Annotated in this window: 23 protein-coding genes; 16 read left to right on the top strand and 7 right to left on the bottom strand. The window is 55.1% G+C overall.

Features of this window, described 5'->3' with window-relative positions; genetic code table 11:
- The first annotated feature begins 153 nt into the window (after positions 1-153).
- Positions 154-1,524, top strand: coding sequence for a class II 3-deoxy-7-phosphoheptulonate synthase (locus Q1B46_RS06565; protein ID WP_299660374.1), 1,371 nt, complete (start codon positions 154-156; stop codon positions 1,522-1,524).
- 52 nt (positions 1,525-1,576) lie between these two features.
- Here Q1B46_RS06565 and Q1B46_RS06560 read toward each other — a convergent pair whose 3' ends face one another.
- Positions 1,577-2,248, bottom strand: a complete 672-nt coding sequence (locus Q1B46_RS06560) for a PAS domain-containing protein (RefSeq protein WP_299946089.1) — start codon at positions 2,246-2,248, stop codon at positions 1,577-1,579.
- Between the two features lie 231 nt (positions 2,249-2,479).
- Between Q1B46_RS06560 and Q1B46_RS06555 the strand changes: the two genes are divergently transcribed.
- The 10 genes from Q1B46_RS06555 to phoB all read left to right on the top strand — a co-directional run bounded on the left by Q1B46_RS06555 (position 2,480) and on the right by phoB (position 11,945).
- Positions 2,480-3,370 (top strand): YicC/YloC family endoribonuclease, encoded by an 891-nt coding sequence (locus Q1B46_RS06555; protein WP_299946088.1) that lies wholly within the window; start codon positions 2,480-2,482, stop codon positions 3,368-3,370.
- Positions 3,371-3,385: 15 nt separating this feature from the next.
- Positions 3,386-4,027 (top strand): guanylate kinase, encoded by a 642-nt coding sequence (gene gmk, locus Q1B46_RS06550; RefSeq protein ID WP_299660365.1) that lies wholly within the window; start codon positions 3,386-3,388, stop codon positions 4,025-4,027.
- Entirely contained in the window at positions 4,024-4,545 is a 522-nt protein-coding gene (locus Q1B46_RS06545; RefSeq protein WP_299946085.1) for a gamma carbonic anhydrase family protein, read from the top strand. The genes gmk and Q1B46_RS06545 overlap by 4 nt, the downstream gene beginning before the upstream one ends.
- 6 nt (positions 4,546-4,551) lie before the next feature.
- Entirely contained in the window at positions 4,552-5,583 is a 1,032-nt protein-coding gene (locus Q1B46_RS06540) for an ATP-binding protein (RefSeq protein ID WP_299946083.1), read from the top strand.
- A gap of 181 nt (positions 5,584-5,764) precedes the next feature.
- Positions 5,765-6,805, top strand: a complete 1,041-nt coding sequence (locus Q1B46_RS06535) for a substrate-binding domain-containing protein (RefSeq protein WP_299946081.1) — start codon at positions 5,765-5,767, stop codon at positions 6,803-6,805.
- 82 nt (positions 6,806-6,887) lie between these two features.
- Entirely contained in the window at positions 6,888-8,360 is a 1,473-nt protein-coding gene (gene pstC / locus Q1B46_RS06530; protein ID WP_299946078.1) for a phosphate ABC transporter permease subunit PstC, read from the top strand.
- Positions 8,357-9,715 (top strand): phosphate ABC transporter permease PstA, encoded by a 1,359-nt coding sequence (gene pstA / locus Q1B46_RS06525; protein WP_299660353.1) that lies wholly within the window; start codon positions 8,357-8,359, stop codon positions 9,713-9,715. Before pstC ends, pstA begins: the two co-directional genes overlap by 4 nt.
- A 12-nt stretch (positions 9,716-9,727) precedes the next feature.
- Positions 9,728-10,525, top strand: coding sequence for a phosphate ABC transporter ATP-binding protein PstB (gene pstB / locus Q1B46_RS06520; RefSeq protein ID WP_299946075.1), 798 nt, complete (start codon positions 9,728-9,730; stop codon positions 10,523-10,525).
- A gap of 16 nt (positions 10,526-10,541) precedes the next feature.
- The gene (gene phoU / locus Q1B46_RS06515) at positions 10,542-11,243 is read left to right on the top strand and encodes a phosphate signaling complex protein PhoU (RefSeq protein ID WP_299660349.1); all 702 of its coding nucleotides are present in this window, start codon (positions 10,542-10,544) and stop codon (positions 11,241-11,243) included.
- A 12-nt stretch (positions 11,244-11,255) separates the two neighbouring features.
- A complete protein-coding gene (gene phoB / locus Q1B46_RS06510; protein WP_299660346.1) occupies positions 11,256-11,945 on the top strand; it encodes a phosphate regulon transcriptional regulator PhoB in 690 nt (229 codons plus the stop codon).
- A 3-nt stretch (positions 11,946-11,948) separates the two neighbouring features.
- Here phoB and Q1B46_RS06505 read toward each other — a convergent pair whose 3' ends face one another.
- Positions 11,949-12,860 carry a LysR substrate-binding domain-containing protein gene (locus Q1B46_RS06505; RefSeq protein ID WP_299946071.1) on the bottom strand — a complete coding sequence of 304 codons (912 nt, stop codon included), beginning with the start codon at positions 12,858-12,860 and terminating at the stop codon, positions 11,949-11,951.
- 98 nt (positions 12,861-12,958) lie between these two features.
- On the opposite strand from Q1B46_RS06505, the gene Q1B46_RS06500 reads away from it, so the two are divergent.
- Both Q1B46_RS06500 and Q1B46_RS06495 read left to right on the top strand, forming a co-directional pair.
- Positions 12,959-14,188 carry an acyl-CoA dehydrogenase gene (locus tag Q1B46_RS06500; RefSeq protein ID WP_299946068.1) on the top strand — a complete coding sequence of 410 codons (1,230 nt, stop codon included), beginning with the start codon at positions 12,959-12,961 and terminating at the stop codon, positions 14,186-14,188.
- Positions 14,189-14,320: 132 nt separating this feature from the next.
- Complete coding sequence (locus Q1B46_RS06495) at positions 14,321-15,088, top strand: SDR family oxidoreductase (RefSeq protein ID WP_299946066.1); 768 nt, start codon at positions 14,321-14,323, stop codon at positions 15,086-15,088.
- Here Q1B46_RS06495 and Q1B46_RS06490 read toward each other — a convergent pair.
- From Q1B46_RS06490 to Q1B46_RS06475, 4 genes are all read right to left on the bottom strand, one after another.
- A complete protein-coding gene (locus tag Q1B46_RS06490; RefSeq protein ID WP_299946064.1) occupies positions 15,085-15,951 on the bottom strand; it encodes an acyl-CoA thioesterase II in 867 nt (288 codons plus the stop codon). The genes Q1B46_RS06495 and Q1B46_RS06490 overlap by 4 nt on opposite strands.
- A gap of 49 nt (positions 15,952-16,000) precedes the next feature.
- The gene (locus Q1B46_RS06485) at positions 16,001-17,218 is read right to left on the bottom strand and encodes a serine hydrolase domain-containing protein (RefSeq protein ID WP_299946062.1); all 1,218 of its coding nucleotides are present in this window, start codon (positions 17,216-17,218) and stop codon (positions 16,001-16,003) included.
- 116 nt (positions 17,219-17,334) lie between these two features.
- Positions 17,335-18,366 (bottom strand): phosphotransferase family protein, encoded by a 1,032-nt coding sequence (locus tag Q1B46_RS06480; protein ID WP_299946059.1) that lies wholly within the window; start codon positions 18,364-18,366, stop codon positions 17,335-17,337.
- Positions 18,367-18,392: 26 nt separating this feature from the next.
- A complete protein-coding gene (locus tag Q1B46_RS06475) occupies positions 18,393-19,211 on the bottom strand; it encodes an SDR family NAD(P)-dependent oxidoreductase (protein ID WP_299946056.1) in 819 nt (272 codons plus the stop codon).
- 116 nt (positions 19,212-19,327) lie between these two features.
- Between Q1B46_RS06475 and Q1B46_RS06470 the strand changes: the two genes are divergently transcribed.
- The 3 genes from Q1B46_RS06470 to Q1B46_RS06460 all read left to right on the top strand — a co-directional run bounded on the left by Q1B46_RS06470 (position 19,328) and on the right by Q1B46_RS06460 (position 21,659).
- Positions 19,328-20,353, top strand: coding sequence for an NADPH:quinone oxidoreductase family protein (locus Q1B46_RS06470; RefSeq protein WP_299946054.1), 1,026 nt, complete (start codon positions 19,328-19,330; stop codon positions 20,351-20,353).
- Positions 20,354-20,460: 107 nt separating this feature from the next.
- Positions 20,461-20,910 carry a type II 3-dehydroquinate dehydratase gene (gene aroQ / locus Q1B46_RS06465; protein ID WP_299946051.1) on the top strand — a complete coding sequence of 150 codons (450 nt, stop codon included), beginning with the start codon at positions 20,461-20,463 and terminating at the stop codon, positions 20,908-20,910.
- Positions 20,907-21,659, top strand: a complete 753-nt coding sequence (locus Q1B46_RS06460; RefSeq protein ID WP_299946049.1) for an autoinducer binding domain-containing protein — start codon at positions 20,907-20,909, stop codon at positions 21,657-21,659. Before aroQ ends, Q1B46_RS06460 begins: the two co-directional genes overlap by 4 nt.
- 373 nt (positions 21,660-22,032) lie before the next feature.
- Here the strand turns inward: Q1B46_RS06460 and tsf are convergent, their stop codons facing one another.
- On the bottom strand, positions 22,033-22,908 hold the full coding sequence (gene tsf / locus Q1B46_RS06455; RefSeq protein WP_299946047.1) for a translation elongation factor Ts: 876 nt from the start codon (positions 22,906-22,908) through the stop codon (positions 22,033-22,035).
- Between the last annotated feature and the right edge of the window lie 12 nt (positions 22,909-22,920).

Genomic DNA, 22,920 nt, shown 5'->3' with positions numbered 1-22,920 from the left:
TTCGGGGCGCGTCGGGTTCTCTGCGACGGCAGATATGCCCGTCAACATGCTCAAAGCTTGTTTGCGGCGTCAAGAGGCGCAAATCGCATATGGCCTCTCTTCGATGCTTTTTGTATAGAAGCGATCTGAATTACCTCAGCGGAGACCCAAGCTATGACCGAGTGGCAAAAAACGAACTGGCGCAACAAGCCCCGCGTTCAGATGCCCGACTATACCGACGCGGACGCGTTGGTAAAAGTCGAGGCGCAGCTTTCAAAGTATCCCCCGCTGGTTTTTGCCGGCGAAGCACGGCGGCTAAAACAGCATCTGGGTGCTGCGGGCCGAGGTGAGGCATTCTTGCTGCAAGGCGGAGATTGTGCAGAAAGCTTCGAACAGTTCAGCGCAGATGCGATCCGCGACACGTTCAAGGTGATGCTGCAGATGGCGATGGTTCTGACCTATGGTGCCAAGGTGCCCGTGGTCAAAGTGGGCCGTATGGCGGGTCAGTTTGCCAAACCGCGCAGCGCGCCGACCGAAGTGATGGATGGCGTGGAACTGCCCAGCTACCGTGGCGACATCATCAATGAACTGGCGTTCACACCCGGGGCCCGCATCCCGAATCCCGACAAGATGCTGCAGGCCTATACGCAAGCGGCAGCGACGCTGAACCTTCTGCGTGCGTTTTCGACTGGTGGCTTCGCGGATATGAGCCACGTGCACTCGTGGACTCTGGGCTTTGCCGATGGGCAGGATGTTCAGAAGTATTCCGAAATTGCTGACCGCATCCAGGATTCGATCGATTTCATGGGTGCTGCTGGGATTACCGCGGATACCACCCACGAATTTTCATCGGTTGAGTTTTACACCAGCCACGAAGGCCTGCTGCTTGAGTACGAAGAGGCGCTGACGCGTCTGGATTCGACCTCGGGCAACTGGTTGGCAGGGTCAGGGCATATGATCTGGATCGGCGACCGCACCCGTCAGCCCGACGGTGCGCATGTCGAGTTCTGTCGCGGTGTTCTGAACCCGATCGGTTTGAAATGCGGCCCGACGACAAGTGCAGAAGACCTCAAGGTCCTGATGTCCAAACTGAACCCCGAGAATGAAGAGGGGCGTTTGACTCTGATCGCGCGGTTCGGTGCTGGTAAGGCGGGGGAGCATTTGCCGCGTCTGGTCAAAGCCGTAAAGGAAGAGGGCGCGAAGGTCACCTGGGTCTGCGATCCAATGCACGGCAATACGATCAAATCAGCCACGGGGTATAAGACCCGGCCATTCGATTCCGTGCTGCGTGAAGTGCGGGACTTCTTCGATGTGCATCAGGCCGAGGGTACCGTCCCAGGCGGTGTGCATTTCGAAATGACGGGTTTGGACGTCACCGAATGCACGGGCGGTGTCCGTGCCGTGACCGAAGAAGATCTTTCGGATCGGTATCATACAGCGTGCGATCCGCGTCTGAATGCATCTCAGTCGCTGGAACTTGCCTTCCTGGTTGCAGAAGAGCTGACAAACCTACGCCGTAACAGAAGCAAGCGTGCTGCAAGTTAAGCTGCTCCTTTATCTACATTGAAAACGGCGGGCCGAGTGTCCGCCGTTTTTCTTATTCTTCGCGTGATGAAACCAACCGCAGATGGGGGGCACCGTTGAAGGCGCTCTGAGTTTCGGCAAAACCCTCTGCCATTTGTGGTAGCGGCTTTGGTGGATTCTGAATATCTGAGACCTGATGCACGCGCGGATCGGCCACCGTAAACCGACGCGGTGTCGCGCTGATCATTCCGTCTGAAATCATTACACCCAACACTCGGCTGATATCGCCAAGATCACTTTTTAACGGCAGAAGGATCATGCGGGCCTGAAGGCTGATCCTGCCCAGCTTGCCTTTTGAAATGAGGCCAAGTTCGGCAACAGCGGGTGCAGAAAAAACCTGATCTAGAACGGTTTTCACATCATCTCTGGCATTTGGTTCAAAGAATGAGGTTAACGGCATGCCGCGGACCTCCATACCAGCCAGTTTATTCAGATGGCTTCCCGCCAGCCGAAATCTGGCCAAACCCGGCGCGATACGTTCAAGAATGAAAGTGTATTCCAGAATATTCTCAAGCCCGCGTGGATCAATCTGTGACCGCATTGGAACGCCATCTGCAGTCAGCAAGGCGGTCCAATAGGCTTCGGCCTGACGAATAGGGGACAGGCTGCGTCCACTGTCAAATCGATCCATGGCGATGATCTTTCCAAATTCAGAACCAGATTTAGTACCGAAAAGTCTCTTCATTTCATCACCCTAACGCCAACCACTCACTATTTATTAAAATGCCACCTAACGGGCAATGCTGTGATCCACCAGCCTTTTCAACTGCAAGATTGACATGGGTTAATACAATTTTGGAGTAATTCTTTAACGAATGGTTAACCTCTTCGAATTGATCCGGGATTGAGCAAGGTCTTGCCCCCTGCCAGTCAATGGCATTAGGTGCGATCAGCAAATTCGACGGAAAGGGCAGGCATGATCAAATCGATGACCGGTTTCGCCTCGGGCAAAGGGGCGTTCGGTCCTCATAGCTGGAACTGGGAGTTGCGCAGCGTCAACGGCAAGGGGCTGGATTTACGCCTGCGACTTCCGGATTGGTTGACCGGACTTGAGGCCGCGCTGAGGGGTGAACTGTCAAAACAGGTCAGTCGAGGCAATGTCACGCTGTCATTGCGGTTGAGTCGTGAGGAAGCCGCTTCGGACATCCAATTGAATACATCGGCGATGGAGGCAGCATTGGATGCGCTGGCCCAAGCCGAAGCGTTGGCAGGCGCCCGTGGGATACAATTGGCACCATCCAAAGCAAGCGATCTTCTTGCTTTGAAAGGGATGATGGAAACCGGGAGCGATGCTGACGACCCGGCTCCACTTGTTGAACACCTGAAATCTGAATTCGGTGGTTTGCTTGCAGCATTCCTTGAAATGCGAAGTGCCGAAGGGGCCGCATTGGCCGGTATCCTTAGTGGGCAACTAGATCAGATCGCAAAGCTAACGGATCAGGCGGCAAAACTGGCCGAGCGTCGACGCGAAGAAATGGAACAGAGCTTGCGCGATAATCTGGCACGAGTCCTCGACAATGCGCAGGGCGCCGATCCCGAACGGGTTGCGCAAGAGCTGGCTCTGATTGCGGTCAAGGCGGACATTACAGAAGAGATCGACCGATTGGTGGCCCATGTCACAGCGGCGCGTACACTTCTAAAGCAAGACGGCCCGGTTGGTCGCAAGCTGGATTTCTTGATGCAGGAATTCAATCGCGAAGCCAACACGCTCTGCTCGAAATCGCAATATGCCGAGTTAACGGCGGTTGGGCTGGAACTGAAGGCGGTCATCGATCAAATGCGCGAGCAAGTGCAGAACGTGGAATAAGGACGGAGTAATCGCATGGTGGATCGCCGAGGTCTCTTAATCATTCTGTCCTCGCCTTCGGGTGCGGGTAAATCCACGCTGGCCCGGCGATTGATGCGTTGGGATACCGATCTGGAATTTTCGGTCTCGGCCACAACCCGTGCTCCGCGCCCTGGCGAAGAACATGGGCGCGAGTATTACTTTTTGTCTGAAGACGCATTCAAACAGCAAGTGGCCGACGGGCAAATGTTGGAACACGCGCATGTGTTTGGTAATTTCTATGGCTCGCCTGCGGGGCCTGTGCGTGAGTCGATCACGCAAGGGCGCGATGTGCTGTTCGATGTTGACTGGCAGGGTGAAGTGCAGATCCGGAATTCCGACCTTGGCAAACACGCTTTGTCGATCTTCATTCTCCCACCTTCGATCCGCGAACTTCGGCGTCGGTTGGAAGGGCGTGGACAAGACAGCGAAGATGTGATCGCCAAGCGGATGCTGAAAAGCTGGGATGAGATCAGCCACTGGGGCTATTACGATTACGTCCTGATCAATGATGATCTTGATGCCACCGAAGAAAAGCTGAAGACCATCGTCAGCGCGGAACGCATGCGCCGCATTCAACAACCGAGCCTGCAAAACCACATCCGTACCCTGCAAACCGAGTTCGACGGCCTATCATGACAAACTATGCATTAGGTGAACATAAGCCACAAATTCACGACGACACTTGGGTCGCGCCAGACGCCAACCTGATCGGAAAGGTGGTTCTGGAGCAGGGAGCTTCGGTTTGGTTTGGATGCACAATCCGGGCGGATCACGAAGAAATTCGCGTGGGCGCTGGCAGTAATGTGCAGGAAAGCTGCGTGATGCATATCGATGCGGGCTATCCTCTGACGATCGGTCAAAACTGTACCATCGGACACAAGGTCATGCTTCACGGATGTACAATCGGTGACAATTCTCTGATCGGCATGGGTGCCATTGTTCTGAACGGAGCGAAGATTGGAAAAAATTGCCTTATCGGGGCAGGGGCGTTGATCACCGAAGGCAAAGAGATCCCCGACAATTCGCTGGTCATGGGATCGCCGGGAAAAATCGTGCGGCAGATCGATGAGGCCGCAGCCCAGAAACTGACGTTAAGTGCGCTGCACTATCAGGAAAACATGCGTAAGTTTCGTGAAACCCTGCGTCCGGTCTGACTACGCATGCCCGATACATTGCTTGCCGAATTTGTCTCTGCAATTCCGATGCCCGCCTTGCTGGTTGGCCAGTCCGAACGGATCATAGCCGCGAACACCGAGGCGCAGGCGCTGCTGGGTCAGGCAATAGAAGGCCGGCACTTCGCAACGATCCTGCGTCAGCCACAGGTCATTGAGGTAATCGAGCAATGCCTTCGGTCGAAAGAGCCGGGCAGGGGGCGGCACCTTTCAAATGACGGTGCGCAGGATACGACCTTTGAAATGCAGTGCCGATCTGTTAACGAGGCGGATGCGGTACTGGCCGTGTTTCAGGACGTCACGCATCTGGAACAGGCAGGCCAGATGCGACGCGATTTCGTGGCCAATGTCAGCCACGAGCTGCGCACTCCACTGACGGCCCTGATGGGGTTCATCGAAACTCTTCAAGGCCCGGCCCGGGATGACACCGCCGCACGGGATCGTTTTCTGCAGATCATGGCCGATGAGGCCAATCGAATGAACCGGCTGGTCGGTGATCTGCTGTCGCTCAACCGCGTGGAAAGTGAAGAACGGGTCAGACCAAAGGAGCCGTTGGAGCTGACAGGCCTGATTCAGTCGACATTGAATACTCTGCGACCACTGGCTGAAGATGCTGGTGTTACCGTCTCGCTTGATGCACCCAGCGCACCAATCTCGATGGTCGGGGATAGTGATCAGTTGCGTCAAGTCCTGACTAACCTCATTGAAAACGCAATCAAATATGGCGGAGGCGGAGGCACAGTTGATGTGGTCGTTCGGCTGTTTGAGCGGGATACCGCAATGCGCGGCCCTGCCGTGCGGATCAAGATCATCGACCAGGGTCCAGGCATCGATGCCAAACATTTGCCCAGACTGACCGAGCGTTTTTATCGGGCTGACAGCCATCGCTCACGCGAATTGGGTGGAACGGGTTTGGGGCTTGCGATCGTCAAGCACATCGTCAATCGGCATCGTGGCCGGTTACGTGTTGAAAGCGAATTGGGGCAGGGCGCGGTTTTTACGGTCATATTACCCCGTTGATGTCGCGGCTGCCCTTGACCATTCGGTCATGACGCCTCGTCAAGTTAAGAATTTCTGAGAAATTCCTGAGTTGTCATGAAGCTGTTACATACCTGTCACAAAAGGCTTACGCACGCGTCATAGTGCTGCGCTCAGATCATCATGGGGATGATCAGAACGTATCTTTCTCAAGGAGACTGAGATGTCCTTTGTAAAACTGTCGGCTTCGGCTCTTGCCATCGCTGCCGTTTCGGCGACCACCGCTGCTGCCCGTGATCAAGTTCAGGTTGCCGGTTCGTCGACCGTCCTGCCTTACGCTTCGATCGTTGCTGAAGCCTTCGGTGAGAATTTTGATTTCCCGACACCGGTTGTTGAATCCGGTGGATCGTCCGCCGGTCTGAAGCGTTTCTGCGAAGGCGTGGGCGAAAACACCATCGACATCGCCAACGCATCGCGCCAAATCCGCGAAAACGAGATCAAAGCCTGCGCCGACGCCGGTGTAACTGACATCATCGAAGTTCAGATTGGTTATGACGGGATCGTTTTCGCATCCGACATCAACGGCAACACTTTCGCGTTTACGCCGGATGATTGGTACAAAGCACTGTCTGCTCAGGTTGTTGTCGACGGCCAACTGATCGATAACCCTTATAAGACCTGGGACCAGGTAAACCCGAACTTTCCGGCGCAACCCATTGCAGCCTTCGTTCCGGGCACCAAGCACGGCACCCGTGAAGTTTTCGAAGACAAGGTAATCCTGGCAGGTTGTGAGCACACCGGCGATTTTGAAGCCTACAAAACCGCCAATGGCGACGACGAGAAAGCTGCCGAGAAAGCTTGTATAGCGCTGCGCACCGATGGTGTTTCGGTCGATATCGACGGCGACTACACTGAAACCCTGGCCCGTATCGATAGCAACAAGGACGGTATCGGCGTCTTTGGTCTGGCGTTCTATGAGAACAACACCGACAAGCTGCAAGTTGCAACCATGTCCGACGTCGTTCCGTCGACCGAGTCGATTGCAACCGGTGAATATCCAGTGTCGCGCCCTCTGTTCTTCTACGTGAAAAAAGCTCATATCGGCGTGATCCCTGGCCTAAAGGAATACGCTGAATTCTTCGTCGCGGACGAGATTGCAGGCCCCGATGGCCCGCTGGCCGAATACGGCCTCGTGTCGGATCCGGAGCTGCTCAAAGTTCAAGAAGCGGTTGCCAACGAAACCGTTCTGGGCGGTGGATCCTAAACCCTGAATACTCACGAATCGGGGCGATTCACACGCGCCCCGGTTCCTTTGACTGCAACTCTGCCATCCCCACGGAGTTCACATGGCGCTATCCTGGCTATTGCTGATCCTGCTTGCTTTGGCAGTGATTGGGTATTTTGCGGGTCGGACCCGCGCATTGGCAAGTGCCGAAGGCGATGCGCGCGCATTGCATTCATTGCCATCCTACTATGGATATAATGTCGCGCTGACCGCGCTGGTCCCGGCGCTGGGATTGCTGATCTTGTGGCTGCTGGCGCAACCGTTGATCGTGGATAAAACCGTCTCTGGCATGATCCCGGATACCGCGATCACCGAAGGCTCGGACCGGGGACTAGTCATGAGCGAGGTGCGCCGCGTCGCCTACGGGCTGGACGGTGCGATTGCCGCTGGCACGTTGTCCGATGCGCAAGCGCGCAATGCGAGCGCGGATATCGAAGGACTGACCCAGTCGCTGAAAGATGCGGGTCAGGTGCTGACGCAGGACATCTCAAAACCCATTTTGATGGCCGCTCAGAAATACCGCAGCATGACCGCGGCCGGGTCAACCGCGATGCAAGTTGTTGTGCTGCTGGCAGCCCTTTTGGGCGCGGCTTTTGCCTATGTCCGCACGCACAAGGAATTCCGTGCCCGAAACGTGGTTGAGCAAGGGGTTCTGGCACTTCTTCTGCTGGCGGCATCAATCGCCATTCTGACAACTGTAGGCATCGTCCTGTCGATGTTGTTCGAAACGATGAACTTCTTCCAACTGCATTCCTGGAAGGATTTCTTCTTTGGTAGCACTTGGGCCCCGAACTTCCGGGGCGGGAGCGAGCTGTCGATCCTGCCGCTGCTGTGGGGCACGCTTTACATCTCGCTTATCGCGTTGCTGGTGGCAGTGCCGATCGGTTTATTCGCGGCGATTTACCTGTCGGAATACGCCACAGGAGTGACCCGCTCGATTGCCAAACCACTGCTGGAAATACTCGCCGGTATCCCGACCATCGTTTATGGTCTGTTTGCCTTGTTGACCGTGGGTCCCGCGCTGGTGTCCCTGTTTGGGGATGGCGGAGCGCTGGGACTGGGATGGATGGCCAGCTCCAACGCCGTTCTGACCGCCGGTCTTGTAATGGGTATCATGCTGATCCCTTTTGTGTCGTCGTTGTCGGATGACATCATCAACGCGGTACCACAATCGATGCGCGATGGATCACTGGGGCTTGGCGCAACCAAGTCTGAAACCGTGCGTCAGGTGGTTCTACCTGCAGCGCTGCCAGGGATCGTTGGTGCGATATTGCTGGCCGCAAGCCGCGCAATTGGCGAAACAATGATTGTCGTGATGGCCGCTGGCGCGATCGCAAAGTTCTCGGGCAATCCGTTCGAGGCGATGACAACCATTACAACCCGTATCGTCAGCCAGCTGACCGGCGATACCGATTTTGCCAGCCCTGAAACACTGGTGGCCTTTGCACTGGGTCTGACCCTTTTCATCATTACACTGGGGCTGAATATCTTCGCGCTCTACATCGTACGCAAATACCGGGAGCAGTACGAATGACCGATATTTCCCAAACGCCTGACACCTCTTCTACTGCGAAGCCCAAAGGTTCGCTGTTTGACAAGGATGCACGCACCAAACGTCGCAATGCCGCTGAAGGCCGGTTCAAGCTGTACGGCATCGCGGCTATCGGTATCGGCCTGTTGATGCTGGTCGTTCTGGTTACCAAAATCGTGACCGCTGGCACGGGCGCATTCCAGCAAAGCTTTCTTGAGCTGAGTGTCGAGCTGAAAGAAGACAAGCTGGACAAGAAGGGCAACCGTAATATCGAGGATATCAAGAAGGTTTCGACCTTTGGCTATGCGCCCTTGATATCCACAGCACTGGAAACCGAAGTTCAGAATCTGGGCATTCAGACGGATCTGAAGCCCAAGGAGATGGGTAAGATCCTGTCCAAGGCTGCACAAGCCGATTTGCGGAACTATGTCATCGCCAATCCGGATGAGATCGGCAATACGGTCAGCTTCCGCTTTTTGGTCAACAGCCGGGTCGATGGCTACATGAAAGGCCGTGTGACCCGCGAGTCCATCGCCAATGACAAAAGCATCTCGGTCGCGCAGCTAGATTTGGTCGATCAACTGCGGGACGCGGGGGTCCTGTACAAAGCCTTCAACCCGGATTTCATCTTTGGTTCAGACGCATCCGATCAACGGCCCGAGGCGGCTGGGATCGGTGTGTCCATGCTGGGATCGCTGTTCATGATGTTGGTGGTGCTGGTGCTGGCTTTGCCCATCGGTGTTGCCGCTTCGATCTATCTTGAAGAGTTCGCGCCGCAGAACCGGCTGACAGATATTATCGAGGTAAACATTTCGAACCTCGCCGCTGTTCCGTCCATCGTGTTCGGTATTTTGGGTCTGGCGGTGTTCATCAACTACATGCACCTGCCGACCTCGGCGCCTCTTGTGGGTGGTTTGGTTCTGACGCTGATGACCTTGCCGACGATCATCATCTCGACGCGCGCGTCACTGAAGGCGGTACCACCGTCGATCCGGGATGCAGCGCTTGGGGTAGGGGCCTCGAAAATGCAGTCGGTGTTCCACCATGTTCTGCCGCTGGCCGCACCCGGTATTCTGACCGGTACGATCATCGGTCTGGCGCAGGCTTTGGGTGAAACCGCACCGCTTCTGTTGATCGGGATGGTGGGCTTTATCGCGTCGAACCCGCCGGATGGGATCGTGGCTGGCTTCCTGTCACCGAACTCGGCCATGCCGGCACAGATCTACGAATGGTCCAAGCGTGCCGACCCCGCCTTTTATGAACGCGCATGGGGAGGCATCATCATTCTGTTGATCTTCCTTGTCACAATGAACACCATTGCGGTCATCCTGCGCCGCCGCTTTGAACGCCGCTGGTAAGAGGGGGCAATGATGAACGATATGACACGAGTGGAGAGAACCGTGGACTCCAAAGCAATCAAGATCGCCGCGAACAATGTTCAGGTCCATTATGGCGACACCCACGCCATCAAGGACGTGAATGTCGAGATCGAGGATAAGACGGTTACCGCATTCATCGGCCCCTCGGGCTGTGGAAAGTCCACGTTCCTGCGTTGTTTGAACCGGATGAATGACACCATCGATATCTGTCGCGTCACCGGGGATATCCTGCTGGATGGCGAAGATATCTATGACAAGCGCGTTGACCCGGTGCAGCTGCGCGCCAAGGTCGGCATGGTGTTCCAGAAACCGAACCCGTTTCCCAAGTCGATCTATGACAACGTGGCCTACGGCCCGCGCATCCACGGCCTTGCAAAGAACAAGGCGGAATTGGATGAACTCGTCGAGAAATCCTTGCGTCGCGGTGCGATCTGGGAAGAGGTCAAGGATCGTCTGGATGCACCGGGCACTGGCCTTTCTGGTGGCCAGCAGCAGCGTCTGTGCATCGCCCGCGCTGTGGCGACAGAGCCAGAGGTTCTGCTGATGGATGAGCCATGCTCGGCGCTTGACCCGATTGCGACGGCGCAGGTCGAAGAATTGATCGATGATCTGCGCAAGCGATATTCAGTGGTGATCGTGACGCACTCGATGCAACAGGCGGCTCGGGTCAGCCAGAAAACGGCGTTCTTCCACCTTGGTAATCTGGTTGAATTCGGTGAGACCGGTCAGATTTTCACCAATCCCGAAGACCCCCGGACCGAAAGCTACATTACAGGCCGGATCGGCTGAGAACAGGTATTCAGACATGACCGAACAACATATTGCATCCGCGTTCGACCGGGATCTCGAAGCCATTCAGGCCCATATCATGAAGATGGGTGGACTGGTTGAGGCCGCAATCATCGGCGCTGCTCGTTCGCTGGAAACCCGTGACGAGGAGCTGGCGCAGGAAGTGCGACAGGGCGACAAGGCAATCGATGCACTGGAAGAGTTAATCAACGAAGAAACCGCACGCCTGATCGCGTTGCGGGCCCCCACGGCAGGCGACCTGCGGTTGGTTCTGTCGGTTCTCAAGGTCTCGGCCAACCTCGAACGGATTGGCGATTATTCAAAAAACATCGCCAAGCGGACCACCGTTCTGGTCAATGCAGGCGAGATCAACGGCAGCGCCGCCGCCTTGCGCCGCATGGCGCGTGAAGTGGAACGAATGCTGCGGGATGCACTGGATGCCTATATCCAGCGTGATGCCGAGTTGGCCACCGACGTGATCGAGCGTGATCAGGAAGTGGACCAGATGTACAATGGCCTGTTTCGCGAGTTCCTGACCTTCATGGCCGAAGACCCGCGCAACATTTCGTCCTGTATGCATCTGCATTTCATCGCAAAGAACATTGAGCGGATGGGGGATCACGTCACCGCGATTGCCGAGCAGGTTGTCTATCTCGTCACTGGCGAAAGACCCAGCGAAGCCCGCCCCAAAGCCGACAACACCTCGCAAACGATCTAGGAGACCGCTGTCATGTCCGCTGATCAACCGACGGTTCTGGTGGTCGAGGATGAACTGGCCCAGCGAGAGGTGCTGGCCTACAATCTGGACGCCGAAGGGTTCCGCGTAACACGCGCCGAAAACGGAGATGAAGCCCTGCTGCTGGTCGAAGAAGACCGCCCGGATATCATCGTTCTGGACTGGATGATGCCCAATCTCAGCGGCATCGAGGTTTGTCGTCGGTTGAAAACACGGCCCGACACGCGCTCGATCCCGATCATCATGCTGTCAGCACGGTCCGAAGAGGTCGACAAGGTGCGTGGTTTGGAAACCGGCGCGGATGACTATGTAGTCAAACCGTATTCAGTTGTGGAACTGATGGCGCGGGTCCGTACGCAACTGCGGCGGGTGCGTCCAGCAACCGTGGGTATCCGGTTAGAGTTCGACGATATCATCCTGGATTCAGAAACCCACAAAGTCAGCCGCGACAACAAGCTACTGAAACTTGGTCCGACCGAATTCCGCCTGCTGAGTACCTTCATGGAAAAACCCGGTCGAGTCTGGAGCCGCGAACAACTGCTCGACCGTGTCTGGGGTCGTGACATCTATGTCGACACACGCACCGTTGATGTCCATATCGGACGCCTGCGCAAGGCGCTGACCCAGCATGGCGGCGAGGATCCTGTGCGCACCGTGCGTGGGGCGGGATACGCCCTGGGCTGACGCTCAGCGGGGCAGGGTGTCTTCTGGCTGCGCCTGCGAGGCCAACCAGTGTCTGAACTGTCGCAGCGATGTGTCTTTTGACTTTTCGTGTGGCCAAACCAGATAATACGCTCCCATGGCCTCGACCGCATTTGGGAAAGCGGCAACCAGCCTGCCAGTGGCAAGGTCTTGTTCGACCAGATAGTTCGGCATCAAAGCCACGCCCAGCCCGTGCAGTGCGGCCTGATTGATCGTATTGAATTGGTCATGGACCGTGCCGGGCAGGGGGTGTGGATGATCAACCCCCAACTGCTGAAACCAATCCTGCCACGCGCGCGGCCTTGTCTGGATGTGCAACAAAGGCAGTTTGAGCAGATCGCCTGGTGACCCTGGTTCGCCTTGCGGCAGCAGTTCTGGTGCGCAAACAGGTAATACCCGCTCCATGCTCAAGAGCAACCGGTCGGTTCCCGGCCAATCGGGTTCGCCAAAATGTAGTGCTGCATCAAAGGGTTCAGACGCAAAACTGAAGGGCCTCAGCCGTGTTGTCATGTTAATTGTGATGTCTGGATGAAGTCGCGCGAATTCCGGAAGACGCGGCACCAGCCAACGCATTCCAAAGGTTGGCAGGATCGCCAGATTAAGCGTCCCTCCAACCGGTGCGATATGCAGTTTTATCGCCGCCTGTGCGATCTGTGAAAGGGCTGGTCGAATTTCCTGAACATAGTCCTGCCCAGCTTTGGTTAGCGATAATCGCTTTCGATCACGGCTGACCAGCTCAGCATTCAGGTGTGCCTCGAGTGTTTGGAGCTGTCGGCTGACTGCACTTTGCGTCAGTGCCATCTCATCAGCAACCGCCGAGGCCGATCCAAGGCGATCCAAGGCTTCGAGCGCGCGCAGCGCGGTAATGGGCGGTAGGATAGGGCGGTTCGTGCTCATCTATGCGTTTTGATCATGAAACCATGCGAATGTCTTGCTGTTTTTTGCATAAATCTCAGGATATGATGACGCAAACCTATTTCTGCCGGAGAAGCAACATGAACGCCCCAGACACAAAACCCGTCCTGCGTGCCAAGGATGCGCCAGAACTTGGAAGCTTTAACTGGGATGATCCTTTTCGTTTGTCAGATCAATTGGAAGAGGACGAACGCCTGATCGCCGACAGCGCGCGCGCCTATGCCCAAGAGAAACTGCAACCGCGCGTCACCAAGGCTTTCCAGAACGAAGAAACCGATCCGGATATCTTTCGCGAAATGGGGGAAATGGGCCTGCTAGGCACAACAATCCCCGAGGAATATGGCGGGATTGGCGCGAGTTATGTGGCATATGGCCTTGTCGCGCGTGAAGTCGAGCGTGTGGATTCCGGCTATCGTTCAATGATGTCGGTGCAAAGCTCGTTGGTGATGTACCCGATCTTTGCTTATGGCAGTGAGGAACAGAGACGCAAATACCTGCCCAAACTGGCAAGTGGCGAATGGATTGGATGTTTCGGTCTGACCGAACCGGATGCAGGGTCAGATCCTGCCGCGATGAAAACACGCGCTGAAAAGATCGATGGCGGCTATCGATTGACCGGCAGTAAAATGTGGATTTCAAATTCACCGATAGCGGATGTCTTTGTGATCTGGGCTAAATCGGATGCCCATGATGGCAAAATTCGCGGCTTTGTATTGGACAAAGGGACCAAGGGTCTGAGCACACCGAAGATCGAAAACAAGCTGAGCCTGCGGACATCGATCACTGGCGGAATCGTCATGGACGGCGTTGAAGTGGACGAGGGCGCCTTGCTGCCGCATGTGCAGGGCCTGAAAGGTCCATTTGGTTGCCTAAACCGTGCACGCTTTGGCATCAGCTGGGGTGCTATGGGTGCTGCGGAATGCTGTTGGCACGCAGCACGCCAGTACGGTTTGGACCGTAAGCAGTTCAATCGTCCTCTGGCACAAACGCAGCTGTTTCAACGTAAGCTGGCCGAAATGCAGACAGAGATATCACTGGGCCTGCAAGCAAGCCTGCGCGTTGGACGTTTGATGGATCAGGCTGAGGCTGCGCCTGAAATGATCTCGATCATCAAGCGCAACAACTGCGGCAAAGCGTTGGACATCGCGCGGATGGCCCGGGACATGCATGGCGGCAATGGTATATCGCTGGAATTCCAGGTTGTGCGCCATATGATCAATCTTGAGACCGTAAACACCTATGAGGGCACGCATGATGTCCACGCATTGATCCTGGGGCGGGCACAAACCGGGCTTCAAGCGTTCTTTTGAAGCGTGACTCAATATACGTATAATCAGTATTATGTAATATATTAGATCAGCAAACCGCAGCCGTGCAATGTACATTGGCTGTGGTTTGCCAGCATGTTACGTTGTGTTCGAAATGTAGACACGGACATAGCAATGGATCTGAATGGCAAGACCGTCGTTATTACCGGGGCCGCGAATGGTATTGGTAAAGGTCTGGCGGAACGGTTCTCGGAAGAAGGCGCACGGGTTATCTGTTCGGATATCGATCTGGAACGCGCACAGGTTGTCGCAGAACGGATCGACGGCCATGCTATCAGGTGCGATGTTTCCAAAGAAAGCGATACGCGCGCGTTGATTGAAACTGTCGAGGCAACAATTGCTCCGATCGATCTGTTTTGCGCGAACGCCGGAATTCTGACACTTGGTGGGCTTGATGTGCCGGATGCTGAATGGGACCGCATCTGGAAAACCAACGTCATGTCTCATGTCTGGACTGCTCGACATCTGATCCCAAGAATGGTCGCGCGTGGTGGTGGTTACTTCATGTTCACCGCGTCTGCGGCTGGGTTGCTCAATCAACCTGGCGCGGCACCATATGGTGTGAGCAAACATGCGGCCGTCGGGTTATCAGAATGGATCGCGATGACGTATCGGGATAAAGGGATCCGGGTTTCAGTTTTATGTCCGCAAGCTGTGCGATCAGAGATGATACGTGGGCACGAAGCCTCGGTTGCTGCAATTGACGGAATAATCGAACCTAATGACGTCGCTCAGGCCTGTGTTCAGGGGCTTTCAGATGAGTGTTTCTTGATTCTGCCGCACCCAGAGGTACTTGATTACATACGTCAGAAAACCACTGATTACGAGCGATGGATCAGTGGTATGAACAAGTTTAATCAACGGTTTATAGACAATACCTAACGTTGGATACGCCTCCTCAGCAAACCTTCCTGCGCGACCGAAGCGACCAAGCTGCCATCCTGAGAATAGATGGACCCACGATTGAAGCTGCGCCCCTGCCCCGTCCATGGCGCCTCCATCGAATAGAGATGCCAGTCTTGGAACCGGACAGGTGCATGAAACCAGATGGCGTGATCCAGGCTCGCCCCGTCGATTTCGCCGCTAAACCAACTTAACCCATGTGGCCGCATTCCCGAACTCAGCAGACCCATGTCAGAAGCATAGGCCAAAAGAAGATGCTGTGTAATCGTATCCGCATGGTTCGCCGCCCCCATACGAAACCACAGATAGTTCTTATCGTCTGCTTTGGACGGTGTGAACAAGTCCAGCGGATAAACTTCGCGCACTTCGATAGGGCGTTCGCGCAGAAATTCTGACTTCAGCTTTTTCGGAACGCGCCCAAGATACTTTTGCCGCAAATCGTCGCGTGACGGATGACGTTCTGGGGCGTCGACGGCAGGAATTGGATGCTGATGATCCCACCCCTCATCCTGTTTGTGAAACGACGCGGACATGTTCAGGATCTGCTTGCCATGCTGGATCGCAACGACACGGCGGGTTGTGAAAGAACCTCCATCTCGTGCGCGATCCACTTGATATATAACGGGTATCGCTGGATCGCCTGGTCGAATGAAATAGGCATGCAACGAATGACAAAGGCGGTTCTCAACCGTCCGATAGGCAGCAGCAAGCGCTTGTGCGATCACCTGCCCGCCGAAGATGCGCGTTGGTGTTTCTCCCCCTGAACCCGTTCCACGAAACAGATCGACCTCAAGCCGTTCGAGGCTCAGAAGATCAAGCAATACGCGTTCGGCTTCGGTCATCAGATATTCTCCGGTATTCAGGCCATTCCCGCTATCATCCACAACCCGATCATTCAACGAGGGCCGCGTGAACAAGCGCCTTCAGCTCGGCGCGGGACGGATATGAGCTGGAAGGAGAGAGCTGAGTGAAGAATACAGTCGAAAGATCGTTGACAGGGTCAATCCAAAAATAGGTTGAAGCCATACCACCCCAACCGAAATCACCAACTGAGCCCGGACATCTGGCCCGCGCCGGGTTCAGAATTACCGCACCTCCGATACCGAATCCGGTGCCCTCCATGGGTTGCTCGGCAAAACTCTGCGGACCCATAGATGCAATGTCGCCCGGTAAGTGATTGCGAAACATGAAGTCTGTGGTCTTGGAACCAAGTAAACGGGCACCATTCCCAGTTCCTTTGTTTCGCAGCATTTCGGCAAATGTGCTGTAATCGTCGATCGTGCTGATCAACCCACCACCACCTGAGAATGTGGTTGTCGCCTCAAACGGTGATTGGCCGACACAATCCACCAACCGAAGCGTCTCGCCACCGGACTTTGCCGCGTTCAGCGCCATGGCGTCACCTTCGAGCGGGGTGTAAAGCGATGCAAACCGATCCCCTGCCCCTGCGGGTACAGAAAACGCAGTTTCGTTCATTCCCAGCGGTTCAAACACATGTTCGGTCAGAAACACATCAAGAGACGTGCCTGAGACCAATTCGATCACACGACCGATCACGTCGATCCCGACCGAGTATTCCCATCGCGTGCCGGGCTGAAACGCCAGTGGCAATTGCGCCAACATTTTGACCCGATCAGCCAGCGGGCCCTGTTCTGGCGAAAAGATCAGATCACGTTCCTCCATTGCCTTGGCAAGCACGCCGGGATTGAACGGGTAGCTTAGGCCGCTGGTATGCGTCAGCAATTGATGCAGGCTTGGTGACGGGGCATCTTCAACCTGATCAATGCGCGTTGCGTCCGGGATCAGGGCTTGCATAGATGCAAACTCCGGTAGGAATTCGGAAACCGGGGCATCGAGGTGGAACAATCCTTTTTCCAGCAACATCATCAAGGCGACCGATGTCACGGGCTTGGTCATCGAATATATCCGGACCAGGCTATCGCGCTGAAATGGGAGGTTGTTTTCGATACAGCGGCGGCCGCAGGCATGAAAGAACGCTTCTTTCCCGTTTTGGCGGATCAAAAGCGCGCTACCTGCATATCTTCGTTGGTCTACATATCGCTGCATCCAATTGCGAATATGGGTCTGTGCGGTCGGATCAAATCCCATGAGTGGCCTCTGTTTTGATTGCACCGATCATGACTTCGTGCGGAATAGGGTGACAACTGAATACGCAGGTTTTAGCCGGATTTGGCGGAAATGATGAAAGGCCAGATGTTTTCCCCTTATGCCTCACCCAAGGCGGACAGGCCATGTTGGGCAAAGATCGGGACATAGGCACCAAACGCACGCGCGCGCGTCGGGTCTGACGCATTCCCATCCAGCGCACGTTTGTAGACCCCCTGTAGAATGCCAGCCATCCGAAAGAAGTTGAAAGCAAGGTAGAACCCGAAATTCTCAATCGCCGGAATTCCTCGGCGCGCGCAATAGTCTGCAACAAAGCCCTGATCAGATGGCAGCCCGAGGCTTTCCCGATCCACCCCCGCCAGGCCGCGCCCCTCTTTGCCCGGAGGCAGTTGCCATTGCATGATAACAGCCGCCAGATCTGCATAAGGGTGGCCGATTGTCGAAAGCTCCCAATCCAGTACTCCGATGCAGGCCGTGCCATTTGTTTCGAACATCAGGTTGTCGATGCGGTAGTCGCCGTGAACCAGTGTCCTCTGGCTGTCATCTTCCGGAATCTGGTGTTGAAGGGCTGCAATCAACCGATCCATTTCGGTTATCTTGTCGACTTCCGTGGCGCGGTATTGCTTGGTCCAGCGGGCGATTTGCCGTTCAAAATAGTTGCCCGGCGGCCCGTAATCCGAAAGACCAGCCGCTTCGATATTGACCATATGTAATTCGGCCAGTACGCGGTTCATCTCGTCCACAGCACCCGTGCGCGTGGCGTTGTCCTCGCCTTTCATAACCGGGTCGATAAATGTGCGCCCCTGCAGATGCTGCATCACATAAAAGGCAGAGCCGATGATTCCCTCATCTTCGCAGAGCAGATACACCTCTGGCACCGGCACATTACTGCCAGCTAGCGCAGCCAGTACGCGATATTCCCGATCTACCGCATGGGCTGATTTCAGCAGTATTCCAGGTGGTTTGCGCCTTAGGACATACGACCGATCGAATGTGCGCAGCAGATAGGTCGGATTGGACTGGCCAATGGTGAATTTCTTTGCCTCAATCAGCCCCCTATATCCATCAAGATGAGATTTAAGGTAGGCATCAACCGCCTTGATATCTAACGTATTATCCACGCTATCCATTTGTACCACCTGCGATTTTGATGGAGCTACAACGCATCGGCAAAGATATTGCCCCCGGTCTGCACGTTGATCCCGCCGGAAACCGGCAAAACCGCACCGGTGATATAGCTGCCTCCGCGGCCACACAGAAACAACATACAGCCAGCGATATCTTCGGCGCGACCTACCCGGCCCAGCGGAACCCCCTTGCCGACGCGTGTGCGCTTGTCTTCATCTTCGGTTGCGAACGCAGTCATGCGCGACACGAACGGCCCCGGAGCCAAGGCATTTACAGTGACCTGATACGATGCAAGTTCTTTGGCCATGACCTTGGACAGGTGGATCACAGCCGCTTTCGAGGCGGAATAGCTGTAGGCCCCATCTCCCATTGGGACCTCTCCCATGACCGAGCCCACATTGATCACTCGTGCCGGATCATCGCCGGTCGCGGATTTCATCAGAAGCGGAAGCAGCTTTTGGGTCAGATCGAATATGCCTGCGACGTTGACCGACATAACCTTGTCCCACGCGGCATAGGGGAATTGGCCCATAGGGGCACCCCAGGTAACGCCTGCATTATTCATCAATATATCAAGCGATTGCGCACGCTTATTGACTTGATCTACCAGCGCATCAATGCCTGCCTCATCACTTATGTCGCCCGCGAAACCCTGGGCAGAGCCGTCGGTGCCCAAGGCATTCAGTTCATCTGCCACCGCCTCACATGCATCGCCCTTGCGCGAAGCGATCAGAACATGGGCACCGGCGCGGACCAACGCTTCGGCCGCCATCCGTCCGATACCCGAGGCACCCCCGGTCACCAGTGCTGTTTTTCCATTAAGTGAAAACAATGCCTCGGGCGTCATGATTGTTCCTTTCGGGCGATCAGGGCTATGCCAAACCAGACGAGCGGTCTTCTTGACAATACGCGTCTGTAATCCAACGATTTCAAATCAATCGAAGCAAGGGGCAAGTGAGGAATATGCAGGCATTACTCAGCGTCAAACCGGGTGGTCCCGAAACATTACAAGTCACCACCCTGCCCGACCCCACGCCAAAGGCCGATGAAATCTTGGTGCACATACGCGCCGCAGGGGTGAACTTTCCAGATACGTTGATGATCCGGGATTTGTATCAGATCAAGCCGCCTCGGCCCTTCGCGCCGGGTGGAGAAATCGCGGGAGACGTTGCCCAAGTCGGCAAAGATGTCACCGATTTTGCCCCCGGAGATCGTATTCTGGCCCTAACAGGTCACGGAGGGTTCGCGACGCACCTGACGCTCAAACCTGCGACTGCAGTTAAGATCCCTGACACAATGCCGTACGAAGATGCGGCCTGTTTCATCTTCACATACGGCACGTCATACCATGCCCTCAGAGACCGTGCGCAGCTGCAACCGGGTGAAGCGGTGCTGGTGCTAGGAGCTTCTGGTGGTGTTGGCTCTGCGGCGATCGAGCTGGCGAAAGCCATGGGTGCACGTGTGATCGCGGCGGTTTCATCCAGTGAAAAGGCCGCATTCTGCACAGAAATTGGTGCAGACGAGACGCTGATATATCCACGTAATATGGACCAAAAGGCGCAAAAGGCCCTGTCTGCCGAGATCAAATCACTGACGGGTGGTAACGGTGTAGATGTGGTATATGACGCAGTTGGCGGCAACTACGCCGAGCCCGCCGTGCGGAGTATGGCGTGGAAAGGTCGCTATCTGGTTGTTGGTTTTCCAGCAGGTATTCCCAGCATCCCGTTGAACCTGACCCTGCTTAAAGGTTGCCAGATTGTTGGCGTTTTCTGGGGCGCGTCGGTGTTTCGTGATCCTAATGGGCATTCCCGGAACATGGCCGACTTATTCAGGATGTATGAAACCAAGGCGATCGCCCCTCGTATTGGTGCTCGATTTCCGCTCGAACGCGGGGCAGAGGCGATTAGCTTGCTGGATCAGCGCAACGCTATCGGTAAAGTTGTGGTCTCAATGCGAGATATGAATACAGATTCACATTCTAGTCTCTAGCCACTAGCGCGCATGCGACACAACCACTCGCGCCAAAGGGGCGATGGTTGCTGGACGCCTCACAGTTTCGGGTTTATGAAAAAGAAGAAGATGGGGACAGTTAGAAGATGCAAAAAATACTGGTTCTGAATGGTCCGAACCTGAACCTGCTGGGTAAACGGCAACCCGAGGTATATGGATCGACGACCTTGAAGATGATCGAGGACCTGTGCGTTGCACATGGTCAGACACTGGATCAGACCGTTACGCATTTTCAAACAAATCACGAAGGCGCGCTGATCGATGCGATCCATGCCGCACGTGGCGTTCAGGATGGGATTGTTTTGAATGCGGGTGGATATACACACACCTCGGTCGCGTTGATGGATGCGATTTCTTCGGCAGAAGTACCTGTTATCGAAGTACATTTGTCGAATATCCATGCGCGTGAAGCGTTCCGACACAAGTCTTATATTGCCGCAGTCGCCATTGGGCAGGTCTGCGGATTTGGTGCGCAAAGCTATGTGCTCGCCCTAAGTGCCCTCGCTGCCCATTTGGCCGAAAGGGATGCGGGATGAACCTCAAGGAATATTTGAACTTTCTGAGCTACACCAAAACACTGGAAGAGCTTTGGGATGCCCATTGCCGTCAAATGGCAAAGTTCGGTTTTGATCGGCTGCTATACGGATATACCCAATATCGCACCGCAACCTCTCTGGGTGATCCCGAAGATTTTGTGATCCTGACCAATCACTGCAAAGACTATCTGGACGGTTTCCTTCGCTCGGGTCTTTATTTCCACGCGCCGATGCTGAAATGGGCGTTGAACCATGAAGGCGCCGCAAGCTGGAGTTTGATCCACGACATGATGTCCAGCGGTGTCATGACACCCGAGGAACTAAAGGTCTTTGAGTTCAATAAATCACTTGGGATATCAGCGGGTTATACAGTCAGTTTCAACTCGGTTTCCATGCGTTCCAAAGGCGCGATCTCGCTCGCTGCCCGGCGGCATGACCAGGATGCATTGGACGAGATCTGGAAGAAACATGGCGAGGACATTTTGTTGATGAACAATGTTGCTCATCTCAAGATACTGACCCTGCCCTACAACGCGCCAAATCGAGCTCTGACAAAACGACAGCGCGAGGCCCTGCAATGGGTGGGGGACGGAAAAACCACCCAGGATATCGCTTTGCTGATGGGATTGACGGCCGCAACCGTTGAAAAGCACCTGCGGTTGGCGCGCGAGGCTCTTTCGGTTGAAACGACGGCACAGGCCGTTCTTAAGGCCACATTGCACAATCAGATGTTTGTGATGGAAGTCTGACCCCGATCTGACGCCAAGTTGCGCCAAATTTACCTAGGGTAAGGAATACATGACTTTCCGAATCTCCCCTTAAAATTGCAGATTGGTGGTGTTCCGTGAGTGGTGGCTTTAGCCTGGGAACATTTGGTCGGACCTTTGAATTGCAAAGCTCTCCGGTCGGTCTGGCATAGGGGCGTCTATTCGTCCGCGTACCTTTGTCGGAATTTTTGAGGGGTCCTGTCCATCCCCATCATGCGGGGCCCCTCAATCCACACCTTTCCTATTATTATGATTGGCATGAGCGTCAATGAACGTTTTGGACCAAAAAACCCGGCTGCGCGATGCAACCGGGTTCTAAGAATTGCAACCTCAGAGAGGTTGCAATGATCTGCACTTAGCCCTGGGCTGCCTTTGCAACCTCAGCAGCGAAGTCTTCTTTTTCGACTACGATGCCTTCGCCGACTTCCATACGGATGAAGCCAGTGATGGTGGCACCCGCCTCTTTGGCTGCGGCTTCGACGGTCAGGTCAGGGTTCACGACAAATGACTGATTCAGCAGTGTTGCTTCCGCCACGAACTTCTTCATGCGGCCAACGATCATCTTTTCAATCACCTGCTCCGGCTTGCCGGATTCGCGGGCGATGTCCATCTGAACCTGCTTTTCCTTCTCGACAACTGCCGGGTCCATGTCGGCCTCGGACAAAGCCGCCGGGTTCACAGCTGCGATGTGCATTGCAATCTGCTTTCCGATGGTCTCATCGCCACCCGACAGTGCAACCAGAACGCCGATTTTGCCCATACCGTTGGTGGCCGCGTTGTGGACATAGGACACGACTGTGTCGCCCGACAGCTTGGCCATACGGCGCACCGACATGTTCTCGCCGATGGTGGCGATCTTGTCGGTCAAGGTGTCTGCGACGTTCTTGCCGCCCAGATCAGCCGACAGCAGTGCTTCGACATTGTCGACGCCTTCTGCTGCATAGGCGATCTTGCCAACCATTTCCTGGAAATCAGCGTTTTTCGCGACAAAGTCAGTTTCCGAGTTAACTTCGACTGCAACACCGTTGCCTCCGTCGACGTGCACTGCAACCAGACCTTCTGCCGCGGTACGGCCAGATTTCTTGGCCGCTTTGGCCAGACCTTTGGTGCGCAGCCAATCAACGGCTTCGTCCATGTTGCCTTCGGTTTCGGTCAGCGCTTTTTTCGCGTCCATCATGCCTGCGCCGGTCGTATCGCGCAGTTCCTTAACCATTGCTGCTGTGATTGCCATCTCTTGGCTCTC

It is taken from the genome of uncultured Ruegeria sp., assembly GCF_947500045.1.
Classification (GTDB): domain Bacteria; phylum Pseudomonadota; class Alphaproteobacteria; order Rhodobacterales; family Rhodobacteraceae; genus Ruegeria.
Note: the sequence above shows the minus strand (reverse complement) of the source record. Positions and strands in the feature narration are given on the sequence as shown.